This window comes from Paraperlucidibaca sp. (assembly GCF_982810325.1).
In genome coordinates, this window is the sequence record NZ_CEYEMI010000007.1 from 1 (window position 1) to 22,318 (window position 22,318).

The 22,318-nt window shown below is 50.7% G+C and carries 22 protein-coding genes; all 22 read right to left on the reverse strand.

Going from position 1 to position 22,318, the window contains the following annotated elements; all coding sequences use genetic code 11:
- Positions 1-431 (reverse strand): CBS domain-containing protein (locus AC3DKE_RS04165; RefSeq protein WP_487990127.1); only part of this gene is annotated, 431 nt, incomplete at its 3' end.
- Positions 432-594: 163 nt separating this feature from the next.
- Positions 595-1,023: a F0F1 ATP synthase subunit epsilon gene (locus AC3DKE_RS04170; protein ID WP_340675889.1), complete on the reverse strand. Its 429-nt coding sequence runs from the start codon at positions 1,021-1,023 to the stop codon at positions 595-597.
- Positions 1,024-1,068: 45 nt separating this feature from the next.
- A complete protein-coding gene (gene atpD, locus AC3DKE_RS04175) occupies positions 1,069-2,463 on the reverse strand; it encodes a F0F1 ATP synthase subunit beta (RefSeq protein WP_340675888.1) in 1,395 nt (464 codons plus the stop codon).
- 47 nt (positions 2,464-2,510) lie between these two features.
- Positions 2,511-3,380 (reverse strand): F0F1 ATP synthase subunit gamma, encoded by an 870-nt coding sequence (gene atpG, locus AC3DKE_RS04180; protein ID WP_340675887.1) that lies wholly within the window; start codon positions 3,378-3,380, stop codon positions 2,511-2,513.
- 57 nt (positions 3,381-3,437) lie between these two features.
- Entirely contained in the window at positions 3,438-4,982 is a 1,545-nt protein-coding gene (gene atpA / locus AC3DKE_RS04185; RefSeq protein ID WP_487990128.1) for a F0F1 ATP synthase subunit alpha, read from the reverse strand.
- 25 nt (positions 4,983-5,007) lie between these two features.
- Positions 5,008-5,544 carry a F0F1 ATP synthase subunit delta gene (locus AC3DKE_RS04190; protein WP_340675885.1) on the reverse strand — a complete coding sequence of 179 codons (537 nt, stop codon included), beginning with the start codon at positions 5,542-5,544 and terminating at the stop codon, positions 5,008-5,010.
- 18 nt (positions 5,545-5,562) lie between these two features.
- A complete protein-coding gene (locus AC3DKE_RS04195) occupies positions 5,563-6,036 on the reverse strand; it encodes a F0F1 ATP synthase subunit B (RefSeq protein WP_340675884.1) in 474 nt (157 codons plus the stop codon).
- Between the two features lie 67 nt (positions 6,037-6,103).
- Positions 6,104-6,349, reverse strand: a complete 246-nt coding sequence (gene atpE / locus AC3DKE_RS04200) for a F0F1 ATP synthase subunit C (RefSeq protein WP_340675883.1) — start codon at positions 6,347-6,349, stop codon at positions 6,104-6,106.
- 49 nt (positions 6,350-6,398) lie between these two features.
- Positions 6,399-7,247 (reverse strand): F0F1 ATP synthase subunit A, encoded by an 849-nt coding sequence (gene atpB, locus AC3DKE_RS04205; RefSeq protein ID WP_340675882.1) that lies wholly within the window; start codon positions 7,245-7,247, stop codon positions 6,399-6,401.
- 13 nt (positions 7,248-7,260) lie between these two features.
- Complete coding sequence (locus tag AC3DKE_RS04210; protein ID WP_487990129.1) at positions 7,261-7,659, reverse strand: ATP synthase subunit I; 399 nt, start codon at positions 7,657-7,659, stop codon at positions 7,261-7,263.
- A 158-nt stretch (positions 7,660-7,817) separates the two neighbouring features.
- Positions 7,818-8,489, reverse strand: coding sequence for an START domain-containing protein (locus tag AC3DKE_RS04215; protein WP_487990130.1), 672 nt, complete (start codon positions 8,487-8,489; stop codon positions 7,818-7,820).
- The gene (locus tag AC3DKE_RS04220) at positions 8,464-9,351 is read right to left on the reverse strand and encodes a ParB/RepB/Spo0J family partition protein (protein WP_340675879.1); all 888 of its coding nucleotides are present in this window, start codon (positions 9,349-9,351) and stop codon (positions 8,464-8,466) included. The genes AC3DKE_RS04215 and AC3DKE_RS04220 overlap by 26 nt, the downstream gene beginning before the upstream one ends.
- A 3-nt stretch (positions 9,352-9,354) precedes the next feature.
- On the reverse strand, positions 9,355-10,131 hold the full coding sequence (locus tag AC3DKE_RS04225) for a ParA family protein (RefSeq protein ID WP_487990131.1): 777 nt from the start codon (positions 10,129-10,131) through the stop codon (positions 9,355-9,357).
- Positions 10,132-10,232: 101 nt separating this feature from the next.
- Complete coding sequence (gene rsmG / locus AC3DKE_RS04230) at positions 10,233-10,892, reverse strand: 16S rRNA (guanine(527)-N(7))-methyltransferase RsmG (protein WP_340675877.1); 660 nt, start codon at positions 10,890-10,892, stop codon at positions 10,233-10,235.
- A complete protein-coding gene (gene mnmG, locus AC3DKE_RS04235; RefSeq protein ID WP_379071606.1) occupies positions 10,892-12,787 on the reverse strand; it encodes a tRNA uridine-5-carboxymethylaminomethyl(34) synthesis enzyme MnmG in 1,896 nt (631 codons plus the stop codon). Before mnmG ends, rsmG begins: the two co-directional genes overlap by 1 nt.
- A 71-nt stretch (positions 12,788-12,858) precedes the next feature.
- On the reverse strand, positions 12,859-13,449 hold the full coding sequence (locus AC3DKE_RS04240; protein WP_340675875.1) for a YceI family protein: 591 nt from the start codon (positions 13,447-13,449) through the stop codon (positions 12,859-12,861).
- Positions 13,450-13,464: 15 nt separating this feature from the next.
- Complete coding sequence (locus AC3DKE_RS04245; protein ID WP_340675874.1) at positions 13,465-14,133, reverse strand: hypothetical protein; 669 nt, start codon at positions 14,131-14,133, stop codon at positions 13,465-13,467.
- 2 nt (positions 14,134-14,135) lie between these two features.
- The gene (locus AC3DKE_RS04250; RefSeq protein WP_487990132.1) at positions 14,136-14,906 is read right to left on the reverse strand and encodes a thrombospondin type 3 repeat-containing protein; all 771 of its coding nucleotides are present in this window, start codon (positions 14,904-14,906) and stop codon (positions 14,136-14,138) included.
- 32 nt (positions 14,907-14,938) lie between these two features.
- Entirely contained in the window at positions 14,939-16,639 is a 1,701-nt protein-coding gene (locus AC3DKE_RS04255) for a hypothetical protein (RefSeq protein ID WP_340675872.1), read from the reverse strand.
- Positions 16,640-16,646: 7 nt separating this feature from the next.
- Entirely contained in the window at positions 16,647-19,100 is a 2,454-nt protein-coding gene (locus AC3DKE_RS04260) for a hypothetical protein (RefSeq protein WP_487990133.1), read from the reverse strand.
- 112 nt (positions 19,101-19,212) lie between these two features.
- Positions 19,213-20,592: a tRNA uridine-5-carboxymethylaminomethyl(34) synthesis GTPase MnmE gene (mnmE, locus tag AC3DKE_RS04265; protein ID WP_487990134.1), complete on the reverse strand. Its 1,380-nt coding sequence runs from the start codon at positions 20,590-20,592 to the stop codon at positions 19,213-19,215.
- Positions 20,593-20,598: 6 nt separating this feature from the next.
- A complete protein-coding gene (yidC, locus tag AC3DKE_RS04270) occupies positions 20,599-22,317 on the reverse strand; it encodes a membrane protein insertase YidC (RefSeq protein WP_487990135.1) in 1,719 nt (572 codons plus the stop codon).
- Position 22,318: the final 1 nt, after the last annotated feature.

Sequence of the window (22,318 nt, forward strand, 5' to 3'; positions counted from 1 at the left end):
TCTCCGCGAATATATTGCTCTAAGTGCTCAATGATTTGCTGTTGCTCCGATATCACTTCTTTCACCAAGTCACCAATGGACACGATGCCAATGATATTTTCACCACTGAGCACTGGTAAATGACGTAGACGCTTTTCAGTCATGATGCCCATGCAGCGCTCAGTCGTCTCCTCTGCAGTTACAGCTAATACGGCACTGGTCATAATGTCGCGAACCAAAGTGTTATATGACGAACGCTCCATCAGCACGACTTTCCGCGCATAGTCACGCTCACTGACAATGCCAACCATGCGATCGCCTTCAGCAACGATCAGTGCGCCAATGCCTTTATCGGCCATTAAGCTAATAGCCTCGAGCACGGTCGCTTGCGGCGTAATGGTGTAAGTGGCTTGATTAGATTTTCCTTGCAGTACTTGCATCACCGTTTTCACGTGGTACTCCAACGTCTATATGTTGTTATTGTGTTTAGAGTTTTAGCACGGATTATCACGGTCTGCGAGCCTGAAGACGGGCTACTTCCGTCGCATTTTTTGCAAGCATAAAAAAAGACAGCCTAAGCTGCCTTTTTCATTACGCTAATTACACTTTACGAACTTAACCGCGACCGCTACGATTTTTCATCGCTTGCAATGTACGCAGCTGAGCAGCAGCCTCAGCTAGAGAAGCAAGGGCCACTGAAGTGTCCATTTCGCTCTTCTGATTAGTCAGCGCTTCTTGCGCATGCTTACGTGCTTCCAAGGCCGCAGCCTCATCCATATCAGCAGCACGCAAAGCGGTGTCAGCTAAAATAGTGACTACATTGGGCTGCACTTCAATCACACCGCCCGACACGTAATACACGAGTTCGTCACCCGCTTCGCTCATGATGCGCACTGGACCTGGAGCCAGCTGCGACAGCAACGGGGCATGACCAGGGGTAATGCCGACGTCGCCGAGCGTGCCGTGTGCCACGACCAAGGTCGCGGCACCAGCAAAAATCGACTCTTTCGCACTGACGATATCGCAATGAATCGTTTTCGCCATGTCTTACTCCTAAGCCCCAGCTGTTAAGCCGCAGGCCTTAGCAACTTACAGCTTTTTGGATTTCTCGACGGCTTCTTCGATACCACCGACCATGTAGAACGCTTGTTCTGGCAGAGAGTCGTAGTCGCCGGCCAAGATACCTTTAAAGCCACGGATAGTTTCTTTCAATGACACATACTTGCCAGGTGCACCGGTGAATACTTCGGCGACGTGGAAAGGCTGCGACAAGAAACGTTGGATTTTACGAGCACGGTAGACGACCAATTTGTCTTCTTCCGAAAGCTCATCCATACCCAAAATCGCGATGATGTCTTTCAATTCTTTATAACGCTGCAACACGTTCTGCACACCACGAGCGATCTCGTAATGTTCATCGCCAACGACCAGTGGATCGAGCTGACGTGAAGTCGAGTCGAGCGGGTCAACTGCTGGGTAAATACCTAGCGAGGCGATGTCACGCGACAAAACAACTGTGGCGTCTAAGTGAGCAAATGTTGTAGCTGGCGATGGGTCAGTCAAGTCATCGGCAGGAACGTATACGGCTTGGATCGATGTAATCGAACCGTTTTTAGTCGAAGTGATACGCTCTTGCAGAACGCCCATCTCTTCAGCCAGCGTAGGCTGGTAGCCCACAGCCGATGGCATACGACCCAACAGTGCCGATACTTCGGTACCTGCCAGTGTGTAGCGATAAATGTTGTCGACGAATAGCAGAACATCACGGCCTTTGCCGTCTTCGCCTTTTTCGTCACGGAAGTACTCAGCCATGGTCAGGCCGGTCAACGCCACGCGTAGACGGTTGCCGGGTGGCTCGTTCATCTGACCGTAAACCATGGCCACTTTGTCGAGAACGCCCGAATCTTTCATTTCGTGATAGAAGTCGTTGCCTTCACGAGTACGCTCACCCACACCAGCGAACACGGACAAGCCGCTGTGCGCTTTAGCGATGTTGTTAATCAATTCCATCATGTTTACGGTTTTACCAACACCGGCACCACCGAACAGACCTACTTTGCCGCCTTTGGCGAACGGGCACAGCAAGTCGATGACTTTGATGCCTGTTTCTAGCAAGTCTGTACCGCCCGCTTGCTCGTCATACGACGGCGCTTTACGGTGAATCGACATTTTGGTTTCGCAAACGACCGGTTCGCCTTCATCTTCTGGCTCGCCGAGTACGTTCATGATACGACCCAGCGTGCCTTGACCAACAGGAACACTGATGGGGCCGCCAGAGTTAGCAACGCCCAGACCGCGCTTCAGGCCTTCGGTTGAACCCATGGCAATCGTACGCACGACGCCGTCGCCCAGCTGCTGCTGAACTTCTAGGGTTGTTGACGTGGCCTCGACCATCAGGGCGTCATAAACCCTAGGTACGCTATCACGCGGGAATTCGACGTCAATGACGGCGCCGATAATCTGGACAATACGACCGCTGCTCATGGGGTTATCCTCTAAAACTCGTAATGCTATCTGCAGTGATGCGCGGCTTAAACAGCCGCGGCACCACCAACGATTTCGGAAATTTCTTGGGTGATGGCTGCCTGGCGTACCTTGTTGTAAACCAACTGCAAGCTACGGATCAAATCACCGGCGTTGTCGGTAGCTGATTTCATAGCCACCATACGCGCCGCCATTTCACAGGCCACGTTCTCAATGACACCTTGATACACTTGGGACTCGATAAAGCGCAACAACAGCGCATCCAAAAGCGGCTTAGCTTCTGGCTCGTAGAGATAATCCCAGTTGTAACTACGCTGACCGAGATCATCGTCACCACCTGTTGCCAAAGGCAATAGCTGCTGAAGCGTCGGCTTTTGCGTCATGGTGTTTACAAACTCGTTAGACACCAAATACAAACGGTCAATTTTGCCTTCGTCAAAGTGCTCTAACATCACTTTGATGCTGCCTATCAACGCTTCTAACGAAGGCTGATCACCCATATGGGTTTTAGCTGCAACCACTTTACCGCCAACATTCTTAAAGAATGTCGTGGCTTTGGTGCCGATCAAGCAAAACTCAGACTCAACGCCTTGCTCACGGTAACTGCGAACGGACTGCACCACTTGCTTGAACAAGTTGATGTTTAAACCGCCGCACAAACCACGATCAGACGACACAACAATATAGCCAACACGGCGCACCGGGCGTTCGATCAAGTAGCTATGTTTGTACTCAGGCGTTGCATGCGCAACGTGAGCCACTACTTGACGAATCTTTTGAGCATATGGCTTACCTGCCACCATACGCTCTTGGGCCCTGCGCATCTTGGAGGCGGCCACGAGCTGCATCGCTTTCGTGATCTTCTGCGTGCTTTTAATGCTCGCTACCTTGACGCGAATTTCTTTTAAGCTGGCCATAGCCTCACCGACTCTTTGCTGGGTGTTGGCTCGGCACTAGGCCGAGCCTCCCGTGGCTCACCAGGTTTGGGTGGCCTTAAACTTCTCGATACCGGCACGCAGTGCCGCTTCGATCTTGCCATCGTAGTTAGCGGTGGCATTGATGTTGTCCATCAGCGCTTTTTCTTCGCTGTTGAAATAGCTGTGCAAGGCGGCTTCAAAATCCAATACCTTGTTCACTGCAACATCGTTTAAGTAACCTTCGTTGACTGCGAAAATAGACAGCGCCATGTCACCGATGCTGAGTGGAGCAAATTGCTTCTGCTTCATCAGCTCAGTCACGCGCTGGCCCAATTCTAGCTGTTTACGTGTAGCTTCATCGAGATCAGAAGCGAACTGAGCGAATGCTGCCAGTTCACGGTACTGAGCCAACGAGGTACGAATACCACCCGACAGCTTTTTGATGATCTTAGTTTGCGCAGCGCCACCAACTCGCGACACCGAAATACCGGCGTTGACGGCTGGACGAATACCGGCGTTAAACAGCGATGATTCTAAGAAGATCTGGCCATCGGTGATCGAAATCACGTTGGTTGGAACGAATGCCGACACATCGCCTGCTTGCGTTTCAATGATAGGCAGCGCGGTTAATGAGCCGGTTTTGCCTTTCACTTCGCCCTTGGTGAACTTCTCTACGTACTCAGCAGACACGCGCGAAGCACGCTCAAGCAGACGGGAGTGGAGATAGAACACGTCGCCAGGATAGGCTTCACGGCCTGGTGGACGGCGCAGTAGCAAGGAGATTTGACGATAGGCCACAGCCTGTTTCGACAAGTCATCATAAACAATCAGTGCGTCTTCACCGCGGTCACGGAAATATTCGCCCATGGTGCAGCCGGAATATGGCGCCAAGAATTGCATGGCTGGTGCTTCAGCAGCGGCAGCGGCAACGACAGTGGTATAAGCCATGGCACCAAACTCTTCGAGCTTGCGCACCACGTTAGCAATGGTTGATTGCTTCTGACCGACAGCAACATAGACGCACTTAATGCCAGAGTTTTTCTGCGCAATAATGGCATCGATAGCTAATGCTGTTTTACCGGTTTGACGGTCACCAATGATCAGCTCGCGCTGGCCACGGCCAACAGGAATCATCGCGTCGACAGATTTGTAGCCAGTTTGTACGGGCTGGTCGACGGACTGACGCCACCAAACACCGGGAGCTACTTTCTCAACGGCATCGGTCAGCTTAGCGTTGATTGGACCTTTGCCATCGATAGGCATGCCCAAAGCATCAACCACGCGGCCTAACATTTCAGGGCCAACTGGCACTTCTAAAATGCGGCCTGTGCAGCGAGCCTTTTGGCCTTCTTGCAATGTCAGATAGCCGCCTAAAACCACGGCGCCAACAGAGTCACGCTCGAGGTTGAGGGCCATGCCATAGACACCGCCGTCGAACTCAATCATTTCGCCGTACATAACGTCGGCGAGACCATGAATACGCACGATACCGTCGGCTACGCCAACGATAGTGCCTTCGTTACGGGCTTCAACAGACGAATCTAGGTCTGTGATGCGGCTCTTGATCAGCTCGCTGATCTCGGAGGGATTCAGATGCTGCATGATGCTCTCTTCCTCGAAGGAATTATCAAGTATTCAGGGTGGCGCGAAGCTTGCCGAGTTTGCCTCGTACGGAGGCATCAATGACTAAGTCACCGGCATGAATCACGGCCCCACCAATTAAGCTGGCGTCGACAGCCGTCGTCAGTTTGACCTGACGCGACAGTTTTTCAGTTAGCACACGAGCCATCGCTGCTTGCTGCTCATCACTCATAGCAAAGGCCGCAGTTACTGCCACATCGACAGCGCCTTCGGCTTGTGCGCGCAGCTCATCGAACAAGCCGCTAATTGCAGGCAATGCGGCTAAGCGCTTGTTGCCAGCGAGTTGACGAATGAAGTTCTGGCCCTGCTCATTGAGCTGATCAGCGACCACAGCCAATAACGCATCGGCTTGATCTTTAGCGCTAAGCGTTGGGCGAGCGACATAGGCAGCAAATTCAGTATTTGCAATTACCTGTGCTGCTAGCGCCAGCATGCCTGACCATTCGGCCAACTTGCCTTCGCCCTGCGCCAACTGAAAAGCGGCCTTAGCATAAGGACGTGCAACGGTCGTTAATTCTGCCATGACTGTCTCAAACGCCTCTTATTTCAGCTCGGTAGCCAAGTTGTCCAGCATCACTGCATGTTTGGCGGAATCGATTTCGGCTTGCAAAATCTTTTCTGCGCCAGCAATGGCGAGGCTAGCAACCTGTTGACGCAGACCATCGCGGGCACCGGCAATTTCTTGCTCAATGTCGGCGCGAGCCTGAGTCAAAATACGTTCTGCTTCAGCGGCAGCTTGTGCTTTCACTTCGTCAGCCACTTGGCTGGCGCGGCGATTAGCTTGCTCAATCAGCTCAGCTGATTTTTGCTTAGCTGCTTGCAGCTCTTGCGCAACTTGGGCGTGTGCAACGTCCAAATCTTGCTTTGCTTTATCGGCAGCATTCAGGCCATCGGCAATTAGCTTCTGGCGCTGCTCAAGTGCAGCCATGACTGGCGGCCACACGAACTTCATGCAGAACCAGACAAAGATAGCAAACGATATTGCCTGGCCTACGATTGTGAAGTTGATGTTCACGCTATCACCTCTATTCCGGTTTCATTCACGAGCATAGTGCTCGCCGTGGCTCGGGGTTTAGGCCGAATTACTGAATGAACGGGTTGGCAAACAGCAGGAACAGACCAATACCAACACCAATCATGGTGACGGCGTCGAGCAGACCGGCGACGATGAACATTTTAACCTGGAGCTGAGGAGCTAGCTCTGGCTGACGTGCAGTACCTTCTAGGAACTTGCCGCCCAAGATGCCGAAGCCGATAGCAGTGCCCAGAGCACCCAAGCCAATCAATAGGGCAACGGCGATCAGGTTAAGGCCAATGATTTGTTCCATGTGAGTTTCCTCTTCAGGGTTGGTTCAGAGTTAAAGTTACGGGGTTTTCTTAGTGATCGTGCTTTTCAGAAGCCATGCTCAAGTAAACGATCGTCAACATCATGAACACGAACGCCTGTAGCGTAATGATCAGAATGTGGAAGATGGCCCAAGGCACAGACAACGTCCACTGCACATACCATGGCAGCAGCGCGATCAAAATAAAGAGCAATTCGCCGGCATACATATTGCCGAACAAACGCAGTGCTAGCGAGATTGGCTTGGCAATCAACGCGATACCTTCAAGCAAGAAGTTAAACCACGTCAGCCAGATGGTATTGAATGGATGGAAGGTTAGCTCTTTAGCAAAGCCACCAACGCCCTTCATTTTGATGCTGTAGTAGATAATCAGCGCAAATACTGAGAAACCCATACCCAACGTGGCGTTGACGTCGGTGGTTGGCACTATTTTAAAGAATACGGCGTGCGCATCCATGCCAAAGAAGTTGACACCGATCATTGTTGCCAATGTTGGAATGAAGTCGACGGGGATTAAATCCATCAAGTTCATCAAGAAAATCCAAACGAAAATCGTTAATGCTAAAGGCGCAATAACTTTCGAGGTGCCACTATAAGTGTCTTTTACGTTGGTCTGAACGAAGCCGATAATTACTTCAACTAAGTTCTGCAGGCCGCCAGGCACGCCCGCGGTCGCATTTTTGGCGGCGCGTCGAAACAGCCAGCAAAATACGATGCCGAGGAAAATCGACCAACCCATTGTGTCAACGTGAATAGCATTGAAGCCCATTTCAGCAGCTTCTTGAGCCGTATGTGCAAGACCCCAACCGTTTTCCGGGTGATTCCCGTAGGTCAGGTTGGTGAGGTGATGCTTGATGTATTCGGTGGAATTACCAGCCATTCGTCTCTACCCATCAGCGCTGCGTGTTTCGGTTGGCCAATGGCACAATCCAAGCGACGAGCTGTTCTAATACAAAACCTGTAAACAGCCAAACGGGTTCAACTTCTTTGAAAAAGATGAACACGCTAGCAAAGAGAAGCGCGGTAAGCAGAAACTTGCCTGCCTCGCCTCTGTAAAATTCTTGCACAATATGTTGTGCCGATGTTTCACCTGCATGACGGAAGGCGCGAAAAACAAAATATGCCTGCCCTATCACCGCAATGCCAGCACCCGCGAGTGCCGATACGCCTGCAGCTGTGCCATACAGAAGCTGCGCTATCAACCACAACGCCACCATCAGTCGCACTTGCCATTTCAGTTGCTGCAGCGCGGGCTGATACTGCACCAGCGGCTGGGGCTTACTTCCTGTCATGACTGACTCATCGTATGCGGCTTACTGTTAAACAAGCCGTTGGCATTGAAGCGGGTGAATTATAGGGGAATTGCTAGCAAAAGGGCAACAAAACACTCTACAACTCGTCTAAGAAAGTATGATTTTTGCAAAAATATGGTCACTTTCACGCCATCGCGCTAGTTTGATTGCTCGACCTTGCTCTCAGCCTTTACGTATTTTTCTCGTAACGCCATTCGCCGTAGCTGTTTCAGTGTTTGCACAGCATCATCCGCGACATTGTAGTTATACAGCATGGCCGGAATGAGCCCGCCGGGCTCGCCAGAGCCCCACAGCTCTACCTTCACTCGATGCGCATCTACGGTCGTTACCTTCCATCGGCTTTTCGCGCCGAGCATACGCACCACGTCTTTTTGCAGAGGATACTTTTCAGCTACCGCCTCAGCCTCAATCACTATGCCTTCAGATGTTTTAGTGCGGCGCGATAACAGCACGGCATCTCGAGGACGAAAGGGATACGGCAAGACATAGCGCAGATAAATTATCGCCGCGTCTTTCTTGCGGCTAATGACTTTTGCCTGAGTCACTCGGGCCAGCCATTCGGGCATGGCAGAGGCATCGGTGAGGATGGCCTCTATGCGCGCCGGCCCACCCTCTAAAACAGTGACCGCGTAAATATCATCAAACTGAGACCCGCTATGTGCTCGCTGATAGACGCGGATATCGCGCTCTTTATCAGTTTTTTTCAACACCCAGCCGTCTGCCTGCGCCCCAAAAGCCAACAGCAGCGCCGCTGCCATGACCATCAGGCGAGAGCACATCGACTTATTTAATGTGCGCAAGGATGCCATCGAGCTCATCTAGCGAGTTATAAGCGATAACCAACTTGCCCTTGCCACGAGCATTGCAGTTGATTTGCACCGCGGCGCCCAATCGGCCCGCTAAATCGTCTTGTAGCTTGCGTACATTTGGGTCTAAGGTTTTGCCACCTACCGCTGGCTTATCTTCTAGCAGGGCACGCACCAAGGCTTCGGTATGTCGAACCGATAATCCGCGCTCAATGACTTGCTGAGCTGCCGCTACTTGTTGATTTGTTGGCAGTGCTAACAGGGCACGCGCGTGCCCCATGTCGAGATCACCATGGGCAAGATTTTTCTTCACCTCATCGTGAAGGCCAAGTAGGCGCATTAGGTTACTGACCGATGCCCGCGACTTGCCCACAGCATCGGCAACTTGGCCATGATTAAGCTTGAATTCATCAGCAAAACGCTGCATTGCTAGCGCTTCTTCTAATGGATTTAAATCTTCGCGCTGAATGTTTTCAATAAGCGCTAAGGCGATCGCAGACTCATCGCTAAAGTCACGAATCAGCGCTGGCACTGTATCTAGCTGTGCAAGCTGGGCAGCTCGCCAACGGCGCTCACCAGCAATGATTTCGTAAGCTTTATCACCTGTTTTACGGACAATAATAGGCTGCAAGATACCTTGCGCCTTAATCGACTCAGCCAACTCTTGCAGTGCTTCTGGGTCCATGTCGCGGCGCGGTTGATAGCGCCCGCGCGTCAGCCATTCGACTGGCAGCTGTTGATATTCGCCCTCTGGCGCTTGGCCGGCAGCTACCGCCTCGACCTCATCTTGTACTTTGCGCACCGTGCCCAGCAAGGCGTCTAGGCCGCGCCCACCACCAAGCCCGCGTTTCTTTGCTGTTGCCATGGGTCAGTCTTCCTTTTTTTTGCTGAGCTTTTCGCGTCGCAGCAGCTCAGTCGCGAGAGCCAAATAAGCCATGGCGCCACGCGAGTTCTTATCGTACTGCAGCGCTGGCACGCCGTGAGCTGGTGCTTCCGCCAAGCGCACATTACGCGGAATCACCGTATTCAGCACTACATCGCCAAAATGGCTGAATAGTTCAGCCGAAACATCAGTCGCCAATGTATTCCGTGGGTCATACATGGTGCGCAAAATGCCAGCGATGTGCAGCGTAGGATTTGCCGTTTCGCGAACCCTATCAATAGTTTGCGTTAACGCCGCCAAACCTTCGAGTGCATAGTATTCACATTGCATAGGAATGATGACCGCTTCAGCTGCCACCAAAGCGTTCAATGTGAGCATGCTCAATGATGGCGCACAGTCGATAACCACTGCGTCGTAGCGGGACCGCAAGGTTTGCAACGCTTGGCGCAAGCGCTGCTCTTTATTCGGCATATCGACCAGCTCAACTTCAGCAGCAGTCAAATCGCCATTGGCTGGCAGCACATCGTAGCCGCCAGAGCCGGTCAAAATTGCATCAATTGCTGGAATATCCGCGAGCAAAACATCGAGCACTGAGTGCTCAAGATCGTTTTTGTTGATGCCAGAGCCTGTCGTGGCATTGCCCTGCGGATCTAAATCGACCAACAAGACACGGCGTTTCGTTGCCGCTAAAGAGGCCGCTAGATTGACGCTCGTTGTGGTCTTACCCACTCCGCCCTTTTGGTTGGCGACTGCAAACATCATATCCCTTGTCCTCAATCAGCCTGATTTGGCCGCTGTCTTTGCCTCAAGCGCGAATGCTTGAGTGCTGTATCAATTCGTTGGCGCCGCTTAAATTTGCGCGGCTAGAGTGCTTCGGCGCGAGCCAAACACACCAAATGGCGCGCCTCAGCTGCAAAGGGTACTCGCAAAGCGGGGGCAGTTTCGAGCCTTATTGTACTTGCTAAGGCTGCAATTTCTTCCTCTGGCATGTGGCCTTTCATTGCTAGCCATCGGCCATTACTTGCCAACAAATGCTCTGTGCCCGCAACCATGTCTTGCAGGCTCGCAAATGCTCGGCTGCAAATCTGCATGTATTGACCCTGGTGCTGCTCACAACGCGCGGTCACTATCGTCAGGTTTTTCAGGCCATTTGCCGCTTTAAACTGTGTGATGAAACGAGTTTTTTTGCTACTACTATCGAGCACAGTGACATTCAGTTCAGGCCGAACCAACGCCAAAATAACGCCCGGCAAGCCAGCGCCAGTGCCGATATCAATCAAATCACCCGTGCTGATATGCGGCAAAATGCTCAAGCTATCGAGCAAATGCTTGTCGACCATGGCTAGTGGATCGCGCACGGCGGTGAGGTTGAAGGCTTGGTTCCACTTCACCAGTGCGGCCAAGTAGGCCATTATGCTGTCTATCACGGCCGGCGTTAAGCTTAAGTCCATGTCTTTTAGGCCTTGCTCGAAGCGCGTACGAGCCTGCTCTGGCCAATTTGCGGCTAATTTAACGTTCGCCATTAGACAGCCCGCGACAAGCGGCGACCTTGTTTTTTCAGCGTAATCAACAATAGCGACACGGCTGCTGGCGTCACACCCTGAATCCGTCCAGCCTGAGCTAGCGTTTCTGGTGTCGATGCTTTCAGCTTTGCTCGCACTTCATTGGACAAACCGATCACAGCGTCATAGTCAAAATCTTGTGGCAAGGTCATTTGCTCTTGCTGATGAAGACGCGCGACATCATCACTTTGCCTGTCGACATAGCCGGCGTATTTCACATTGATTTCAATTTGCTCACCGACCACGGCTTGCAAGTCATCAGGCACGATCGTTGAACCCAGAGCTGCTAGCTGTAGATAGGTCACCTGCGGGCGCTTTAAGGCATCGAGGTAATGGCATTCGCGGTTAATTTGCTCGCCGGTTAGCTCAGTAAAGCGCTTGGTGACTTCGCTACCTGGATGCAACCACTGCGACCTCAGTCGCTGTGTTTCCAGCTCAACCGCCTGCTGCTTGGCCTCAAATGCGGCCCAACGCAAGTCATCAATAAGGCCAAGCTCACGGCCTACAGCGGTCAGGCGAGTATCGGCATTATCTTCGCGCAGCATCAAGCGGTATTCAGCGCGCGATGTAAACATGCGGTACGGCTCTTTCGTACCCATAGTAATGAGGTCATCGACGAGCACACCGAGATACGCCTGATCGCGTGTGGGATACCAACCGGGCTTGCCCTGCGCTTGCAGGCCAGCATTCAAGCCCGCCAATAAACCTTGCGCACCAGCCTCTTCGTAGCCTGTGGTTCCATTGATCTGGCCAGCAAAAAACAGACCGGCAATGACCTTGGTTTCTAGCGTGTGCTTGAGGTCGCGCGGATCAAAATAATCATACTCGATGGCATAGCCTGGGCGCGTGATATGGGCGTTTTCCATGCCCTTAATCGAACGTACCAAGGCCACTTGCACATCAAACGGCAAGCTGGTTGAGATGCCGTTGGGATAAAGCTCATTCGTGCTCAAGCCTTCAGGCTCGATAAATATTTGATGCGAGTTTTTATCAGCAAAGCGATGAATTTTATCTTCGATCGACGGGCAATAACGCGGACCAACACCTTCGATCACGCCGGTATACATCGGTGAGCGATCAAGTCCGCCGCGAATAATCTCGTGCGTTGCCTCGTTGGTGTGCGTGATCCAGCAGTTAACTTGACGCGGATGCATTTCGCGCTTGCCCATAAACGACATCACCGGCAACGGCGTATCACCAGGCTGCGCCTGCATCACAGAGAAATCTACCGACTTGGCATCGATGCGTGGTGGTGTGCCAGTCTTTAAGCGGCCAACACGCAATGGCAACTCGCGCAGGCGGTCAGCCAAAGCAATCGATGGCGGGTCGCCAGCACGGCCGCCACGATGATTCTGCATGCCGATATGAATGGTGCCGCCCAAAAATGTGCCGGTGGTGAGCACGACGGTTTTTGCATTAAAACGAATGCCGGTTTGCGTGATAACACCGGTGATGCGCTCGCCCTCGACAATGAAATCGTCGGCGGCTTGCTGGAAAATATCGAGATTGATCTGGTTTTCTAAAATTTCTCGGATGGCAGCTTTGTATAACGCGCGGTCGGCCTGGGCACGTGTTGCGCGCACAGCTGGGCCTTTACGGCTATTGAGCACGCGAAATTGGATGCCTGCCATGTCGGTGGCCAGAGCCATCGCGCCGCCGAGTGCATCGATCTCTTTCACCAGATGCGACTTGCCAATGCCGCCGATTGCGGGGTTGCAGCTCATCTGCCCCAAGGTTTCAATATTATGGGTCAGCAATAAGGTTTGGCAGCCCATGCGCGCGGCAGCCAAGGCGGCTTCGGTGCCGGCATGACCGCCGCCGATAACGATGACATCGTAAGACTTGCTGTACAACATAGATAAAACCCCGCGCGGGCGCTGGTTTAAACGGGGGCTGATTATACGGTTTGCGCGGCCTTGCGGCCAGTTCAGTTTTTAACCACCACCGCTTCAACGGCCAAATGCACGACAATTTCGTCGCTGACCATGCCAACAAACTTGTCCATACCAAATTCACTGCGATTAAAACGTGTCACTGCCTTCATGCTGGCAGCGTTTGCATCACCATAAAATGGATGTGGGCCAAGCGACTTGGTTTCAATAAATAGTGTTACAGGCCTGACGATGCCATTGACGCTGATCTCACCACTTAAGCTAAGTTCGCGGCTTTTTTTGTTCACGGTATCGATGCTTTTGCTGCGGAAAATAATCTCAGGATATTCTTTGGCGCGGAAGAACTCGCCGGACTTTATCAGGCGGTGGTCAATTAGCTTCCAGCCACTTTTAAAGCTATTGACGGGAATATGTGCTTCAGCCCATGACTTATTTGGCGAGTCTAAGTTTCCGTAAATAAAGCCTGTCACACCTTTGAACTCTCCGCCCTCGGTAGGCACGCCTAAATATTGCCAGGAGATGCTCACTTGTGTGCGCTGAGGGTCAATCGCATAGGTGATGATGCGATCGGCATAGCAGAAAGAGCTCCACGCAATTAAAGCGCCTGTCACTAGCCATCGCTGCATAAACACTCTGCCACTTCAAAGCTCGCGCTTTCCCCTTCGCTCATTTAAGTAGTCAGGGAACCAGCGCAGGTTGGGGAAGACAATGACTCGGATAATACCAATCAGCATCCATAGGTAAGCGCCCCCATAGACTGCGCCGCAGGCCATCGTTACATAGTCGAAATTGGGCGAAACATACTTGATCCCCCACCACGACACAATATCGGTGAGTGCTGCCGCTAGTGCTACGGGGAATACCCATTGATACCAACTCAAACGATTGAAGTGCATAGAGAATGGGATGCCAATAATTAAAATGGCGCAAGTGAAGCCAAACAAATGGGCATGGGTAAAGGCAATCAGCTTGCCTTGGCTCATATTCGCGAAGTACTCATCGGTGCTGCCATTAAGCCCGATCTGGTAATGTACTTCCGCCAAGCCAAAAAAGAAGGCGACGCCAAAAAGTACCGTCGAAAGTGCAATTCCTCGCTGCGCAGCCACAGGTAAGTCTTTTAATGAAAACGCTAATTTAGGATCTTTGTAGGGGATAAAAAATCGCAGCAAAAAACAAATCGCGAAGAAAAAAAGTACTAGCCCAATTGGTCCACCAATGCTCAACCATGCTGATGGCTCTGGCGGCAGCTGCACAATGGCAGCATCGACTATAGGTGCGTCACTGAAAAAATCGAAGGCGGGATCGGCCACGTTTATGCCCCCCTCAAGCGCACATAGAGCAACATGCCGGCACGCTTAACCGCGAGCTGGACAGCCTGCTCAAGCGGGGCTTTTGCAGAAATACTGACTTTATTCGCTGCTTGACCGACGAACTGATCATAAACTTTCAAGCCTTTAGCGCTAGGCACTTTATCTGCGTGCAGCACGCTAACACGGCTGATGTTGAGCTTTTTGTCAGTGGTCATCAGTAGGAAAAAATCCTTTCCCTGATAATTGGCTGCAAAAATAAGCCCTGTTCCTGCGGGTCGGCGATCAACCAGGGGAATGTAAATTGTGTTGTCGTCATCGGCGCTAAGCTCAACACCCATTTTCTTTGCCGCAGCAATATCAGCTTTCGTCAGCAGAGCATCTTGCGGCAGCCACGTCAGCACACCAGGAAAAGCATGGCGAACCTCACGCGGGATTAAGCTTGCGATATCTAGCCAATTACCTGGGTTTTTCGGCGTCGATTTTTTATCGCCCGGATTAGATTTTGCCTGCATCTCAGCGCTATTACTGATGCCGTCACCATCGCTATCTTTGTTAGCAATTTTACCGAAAGCGGCCATGTTTTTTCCGGCCACCTTAAACTCCTCACCGAAGCTATCGAGCTTTGAGCCACCGCCATCGGTGTGGCAGGCATTGCATGAGGGCATATATCCCGACTCTTGCTTGTAGGCTCGGGCATATGCCGGCATTGCCGTCGCTAATGTGGGCAAGCTAAGTAGCAACGTGGCTGCGGCAACGGCGTTTATTATTTTCATTTTTACTCCACCAGCGTTAAAGCTGGTGCTGGTTAAAATCCAAAGAGGCTAGGCACGGCTTCTCGCATTCGCTTCAACGCATCTTGCCCCGACTTACCAGCATCGATTAGTTCTTCGTATTGAATAGAGTCGCGCGGCGGCATGAGTTTATTGGCCTTTTCTGTGCCGGTGTAACGCTCCCAGTCTAGGGCGTCGCGAATTTCTGACTTATCTTTAATGCTCGCTAATACGGCATCTTCATCCGCACCGCCCATGAAATTTAAGCGTTTCGATGGGTTGCCGCGATGACAGGCAAAGCAATGATCTTCAAAGTCTTTCAAAATAGCGTGTTTTTTGACTTTCAAAGGAGGCACGCCTGAAGCTTGCGGTGGTGACATTTCTTTTGTCGATAAACAGCAATAATTAGTATCCTGACCCAATAGTGCGCGCATCAGCGCCACCCGGCTGACCGGCTTAGCGACAAAAACTTCATTAGGAAGCGCATCTACTTTTGCCAAATACGCTGATGGTTGATAGTTCACTGCTTCACTCAGCTGATCGATATCGCTGCTGCTAAACAGTACAGCTACGCCATAAACACCATCAATATCATTCGCGCTCAATGTTTGCTTTGGCGGGCGCTGACTTAATGGATCGAGGCGAGCTTGAAGCTTTGGTAGGCGATCAAAGGCATCTAAATCTTCATTATTCATCGCGCCCTCGCCCAATTTAATGTCGCGCGACGTGAGCTTATGCCACCAGCCTTTGAAGCCACGGCGCTCACCCAATGGGTCGCGATTGAAAATATCTGACTCCGGCACGGCAATGCCTTGCTTGGGATAGTTCACCGCTTGCAGCTTTTGCAGCTGCTTAGCTAAAGGCTGCTCAGGATCGAAACTACCTGGGCTATCGCGATATAACAGAGCCAGTTTCAGTAATGTGCGCCGGCACTCATTACCGTTTAAGCCGCAACCATCGAGCCAAATTCGCTGGGTCACGTTGATAAAGTTGCCTTCATCGGTGAGTTGGTCGAAGCGATCTGGTGATGCTAGGACATTGCTTATTGGCAATGATAAGTATTTTTCAGCCCCGCCTCGTGCAATGCGGATGGCTTCAGCAGTATCGGGCTGAGCATTAGTTTCATTCCACGGCCGTTGCGGAAATATTGGCCCAGCGCCTTGGTGACATGTGGTGCAGATAGCGCGCTGCGCATAGACAATGCGCGGCACGCAGCCAGCGCAGTAATTTTGCACGAGCTGAAACTCGAAGCGCCCCGCTGCTTCGTTATAGCTTAAGACTTCAATTTCACGCGCATTTTCAACAAAGCCCATAAAAAGCTGGCCGCGTGGGCGTAGCCCTAAGCCACCAGCTTTATTTTTCTGCTCAAAGTCTGCTGCAATAAGCGAGCGTGGATGCTTGTAGTCGGCCAAGCCCTTAAGCAAGGATCGGCCATCAGGAATTAGAATATTGATCGGCATTTCACCGTTCGGATTCTGATCCTGAATTAGCTTTACTAGCTTGTCATAGGGATATGGCAGGCCATCATTTTGCGCAATGATATGGTCAAAAAGCGAGCGCGTGCCTTCTGGTGGCAAATCCGTTTGCGGGATAACTTTCGTCGATACCGACCCCGCTGGTGCTTTTGTACTGTGCACCAGCTCAGCGATATTGGCGTCGTTTTTTGGCTGTAGCAGCCAGAATAAACCGCCGGCTACTACAACCAATAGGCCAATCCATCGCCACACGCGCTTCATAACAACCTCACATCAGCTTTAAGAACTCACGTAGTGCGTACTTATCTTCTTTGCTCAGGTCGACACCAAATTGGTGGCCGTTATTTTCCACGATGTCGCCACAACCCATAAACAAAGGACTGTGTGGGTTAACCGAGGCGATATTCGCTACCGGTGTGCCCTTCTTCACGGGGATTTTTAACAAGCCTTGCATGTCTTCACGTGCCGTAATTTTTGTATCTTCCGTGGTTAGCGAAATTTTTTGTGGGCGATGTTTTTCATCTTTTGGATTGTCAGAGGTCATCAGCTCGGCAAACGAGTTTTCGAATTGCTTGATGCGCCCCGCAACCGTGAAGTCTGGTGAACCATCGGCCAAATAAGTCACTTCGCCAATCGCATTATTGTGCATGAATGGCGCCGTAGCCCAGACCGACAATAGTGAAATGTTGCGCAGATAGCCGGGGCCGCCTTCAACTTTTTTCTCGCCCACTTTCATGCCGCCAATAAACGGAATCATGCGATTGAGAACACGCGGCACACTGCCGGGTGAAGGGCTATTTTTGTAGGTCTCAGAAGAGAACTCTTCCCAAATATGGCCCTTGTTATGGTTATCGTGCAGCGCGCGGCAGAAGTTAGTGCCAATGATATTGAATGGCGTGCGCTCATCATTACCTAACCAATCCTGCCCAAACACGCCTTTCTCAGCGAACTGATTTGGGCGTAATTTTCCAGCAGCATCTTTGCTTAAGTAGCGTGCAATGAACTTTGGATCGTTACGCTCAGCTTCGCTGTATTCCGTGGTCCAGTAGTCTTCTTTGCCGAAAACATGGCCCTCATAGAATTTGCCTAAAGCGATTTTGTCGTTACGAATATTGGCAGGCGCCATTTTCGTGCTGTGACAAGTTGCGCATTCTTGCGCGAACACTTCGCGGCCTTTAGGCACGACTTTTGTATCAATAAAATCAGTACCAGCTTTGCCATCTTTGTCTTTCGATGCCATTAAGTAGGTTGGACCGCCGGTGATCAAAAACGCCGCGAGGTCATCCATTTTGGCATCGGCATAGTTCCATGGATCGCACTCAGCCGCACATTGCATGATGCGCAGTGGGCTTTGCTCGGTGCCGCGACCAATCATCCTGCCAGGATAAGCAAAGTTTGGCGTCCAGCACTCCTCGGTACACATGCCGATATTGACGTAAACACGAATCAGCGCGAGATGCTCACCAACGCTATCTTCAGCACCTTTCAAAACATGGCGCGTATTTGCTGTGCTGATTTTCCCAGTGACTGGGTCTTTCATTTCATGCGAGAAAATTCGCTTGTTATGGAAGTCCATGATGTTGTTTTGTGTGCCGGGGTTATTCATCCAATCCGATGCCACCAACGAAGTATCGATAGTGCCTAAACGACCACCTTTTAAGACCTGACGCGCTGGGCTGCTTTCTGGGGCCCCTAGGAAAAATGCATCAGGCTGGACAATATGTTGGTTGCCAATTGTCGCCGTTAAGTTGGTCCATGTTGGTTCATTAGGATTTTCTGGCGGATTCGTTGGGTCAAAGCCTACGTGACACTGAACGCAAGGATGGCCAATAATGAAGCGCTTGTTTTTAGCTATTTCATCTTTGCTATAAGCCGCTGTTTGCGGGTTATAAATTACCTTGCCATCTTTGTCTTTAATGGGGTCAGCATAGTATTTGCGATAGCCTAAAACGCCCGATGAATGCGGGTCTTGGCATTTGTCATACCAGTTTGTGCTGGCATCACCTTCGCTGCAGTCTGGATCATTAATCAAACCCCATTTAGTGAAACGCTCTGAGCGCGTGCGCGTATCGAGCCATGGGTAATTCATGTTGTCTTTGCCAACGACACGTGATTGCAGCAGGTAGTTTTCATCCTGGTTGCCAAACGTGCCTTTGTACCAAACGTCGCGGCCACGGCGAGCTTGATCGCGCATTTCTTGCGCTTTCGCTGGATCTGTCGCTGCGACATCTGTAAATAATTGATTTACATAACGGCAACCTTCAGCGTCATAGCCAGTTGGTTGTGGCTGATCGCAGGGTGGCGGCACATACTGAGGAATAGGTTCAGATTTCCAAGTAACTTTATCACCGCGTTTATGTGTCTCTGGGCTTGTGCCTGGCGCCCAAACTTTGCGTGCTGCAAGCGTGTCGTAGTAATGATCTTTAAACCATTGCTCACGCTGCTTCCAGTAAGGGGTGCCGGTGTAGACGCCAGTAGTAAGATTTCGATCCGCTAAATCGCTGAGCGAAACACTGCGGTAAGTTGATTGATACGGCTCGTTGCTAACGGGCACATGACCTGTCGGCATATCGTAAGCCGTTAACTCAGGGATATTAGGTACTGGAATAACACTTGGGACAGGCGGTACTGCGGGTGGAGCCGGCGGCAAGGTTGCTACGGTGTAAAGCGCAAATGCTCCAACACCAACAAGTGCGGCTAATCCTACTTTATTTTTTTTCATGGTTACTCCAGGCGAGCCATATTCCGTTAATTCAAGCCCTAGGGCCACATTAGAATGGTACTATAGTACCAATTAATTCAGTGGTCAATTATTGTTCTATTTTGTTTTTAACTTACTTACCTATACAGAATGACGAGAATATACGCCCTAACAAGTCATCTGCAGTAAAACTCCCCGTAATTTCAGACAAACTGTTCTGCGCTAACCGTAAATCTTCTGCTGCTAATTCTCCAGCTCTATGACTCAACAATACCTTTTTTGCCTGCTGACAATGGTCTTTAGCTCGCACCAAGGCATCAACATGCCGTTGGCGTGCTGAAAAATGACCTGAGCCTAGTGGCTGGTAACCCATCAGAGATTTCAAATGCTCTTTTAATGGCTCTAGGCCATTATGGTTAGCAGCTGATAATGCAATGGTTTTAAGTTGTTGCTTGGCGCAGCTAAGCTCGCCTAAGCCTAATGCTGTCTGTGATAAATCGCATTTGTTAAGCACAATAAATAGCTGCTTCGGGCATTGTTCAAATTGCTGAAAAATTGCTTTTTCAATGTCTTCACTTGGATGTCGGCTATCCCAAACCCACATCACCGCGTCTGCCGCATCAACTTCGCGCTTAGCACGCCGGATGCCTTCTTGCTCGATCGCATCAGAGCTGTCGCGTAGGCCTGCGGTATCAATTATGTGTAATGGCATGCCATCGATTTGAATTTGTTCTCGCAAGACATCTCGGGTTGTACCTGCTACATCGGTAACAATAGCGGCGTCATGCCCTGCTAATGCGTTCAGCAGGCTGGATTTGCCGGCATTTGGCAATCCAGCAATAACAACTCGCATGCCATCGCTTTGAATAACGCCTTGTTTTGCTTGATATAAAACTTGATCTATTTGTGCAAGTACGGCTTCGAGTTTGGCTTCAAGTTGGCCATCAGCAAGAAAATCGATTTCCTCTTCAGGGAAATCAATTGCCGCTTCAATGAACAGGCGTAAGTAAATCAGCGACTCTAAAAGCTCATCTACCTTCTGCGAAAATGCACCCTGAAGTGTATGAACGGCAGCACGAGCAGCTGATTCAGAACCAGCTTCAATGAGATCAGCAATGGCTTCAGCTTGTGCTAAATCTAATTTATCGTTGAGAAAAGCGCGCTCAGAAAACTCGCCAGGCCTTGCCATGCGAGCACCGCGACGTATCGCTTCTTGTAATAACATGCCCAAAACGACGGGTCCGCCATGGCCTTGAAGCTCAACCACATGCTCGCCGGTAAAGGAGTGCGGAGCTTGAAAATACAGCAGCAAACCTTCGTCTAAAACCTGAGCTTGGCTGTCATAAAACGACGTGAACAGAGCATGCCGTGGTAGTAAGGCTTTTGGCATTGCATGATTTGCGATTTCTCGACCTATGCGCTCGGCATTTGGCCCAGACAATCGAATAATGCCAACGCCACCGCGGCCGGGTGGCGTGGCAATGGCGGCGATCGTGTCAGTGATCAACGCCATCGGAGCTTAGTGCCCGCTTTGTTGCGCAGCAGCTTTTTCGATATTGCGAGTAATAACCCACTGCTGCGTAATTGACAGCAAATTGTTCATCAACCAATACAGCACCAAACCAGCTGGGAACCATAGGAAGAATACGGTGAACACCACAGGCATTATCTTCATAACCTTAGCCTGCATAGGATCTTGCGGCGCTGGGTTGAGCTGCTGCTGAACGAACATCGAAACACCCATCAGCAATGGCAAGACGAAGTAGGGGTCCATTAAGGAGAGATCTTGAATCCACAAGATCCAGCTAGCGTGACGTAGCTCAACCGATTCCATCAATGTCCAATACAGGGCAATGAACACGGGCATTTGCACCAATATTGGCAAACAACCGCCCAATGGATTGATCTTCTCTTTTTTGTACAGAGCCATCATGGCTTGCGACATTTTTTGGCGATCATCACCAAACTGTTCTTTCATGCGCTGCATTTCAGGCATTACACGACGCATATTGGCCATGGAACGATAGCTAGTCGCCGACAACTTAAAGAACGCGGCTTTGACCAAAATCGTTAGGACTATAATTGACCAACCCCAGTTTCCTAAGAAGCCATGGATTGATTTCAACAGCCAAAACAAGAATTGCGCAATTGGCCACAACCAACCGTAATCCACTGTCAACTCAAGTCCAGGTGACAAAGTTTTCAACTTGTCTTGGATTTTTGGGCCGGCATAAAAATCTGCAGCAACACTGCCCTGTCCGCCAGGTGCAACTAGCAAAGGACTCGACGTGAAGCCAATGTAGTTATCTGCGCCGTTATTGCCTTTACGCGTGCTGATTTGGTTGATTTGCTGAGCGGGTGGTATCCAAGCAGAGACAAAGTAATGTTGAACCATCGCCACCCAACCACCGGTGACTTGTTGGCTCATCACTTCTTTACCAAAATTATCGAGCGATTCTTTATTGTAGTTTTTATCAGCAGTCCACCAAGCGCCACCCAAAAAGGTAACCATGCCAAATGAGTGATTGTCACTACTTGGATCTTTGCTGTTATCGCGCTTAATTTGGCCGAACATAACGCCCTGCCAAGGCTTATCGCTGGTGTTAGCAACGTGATAATTAATGCCTATGCGATAGTCGCCACGAGTAAAGGTGAAAACCTTTTCAACTTTGACGCCAGCATCTGTTGTTGTCGATAACACAACTTTCAGAGCATCTTGGCCATCAGCCAAGGTGAATTGGCTTTGCGCTACATCATAAAGTGGTCGGCCACTGGCTTGATCATCCAAACCTTGTAGGCCAGTGCCATTACCAACACCGACTAAGCCACTTTGCGCGATATACGTGAGATTATTGGACTGATTCATCAGTACGAATGGTGTTTTATCCGTCACAGTCTGTGTGTATTTAGGCAAAGACACGCGCGTAACGTCACCACCCAGACGGTCAATATCTACATCTAAGACATCCGTTAGTACTCGCACATGCGGTGACGTCGTAGAGTCCGACACTAATACTGGCTTGCTAACATTCGCTGCTGTTGCAACCGCAACTGCAGGGATATCAGAATTTACTGTGGGAGCTACCACTGCTGGCATGTCACCGGCTTCAGCCGTAACCGCTGTGCTAACCACTTCATCAGCTTTAGGCTTAGTGCCGTAGTCCTGCTGCCAAGATAGAAATAAGAAATATGTGACAGCAGCGAGTGCCACCATAATTAGTGTGCGACGGAATTCCATA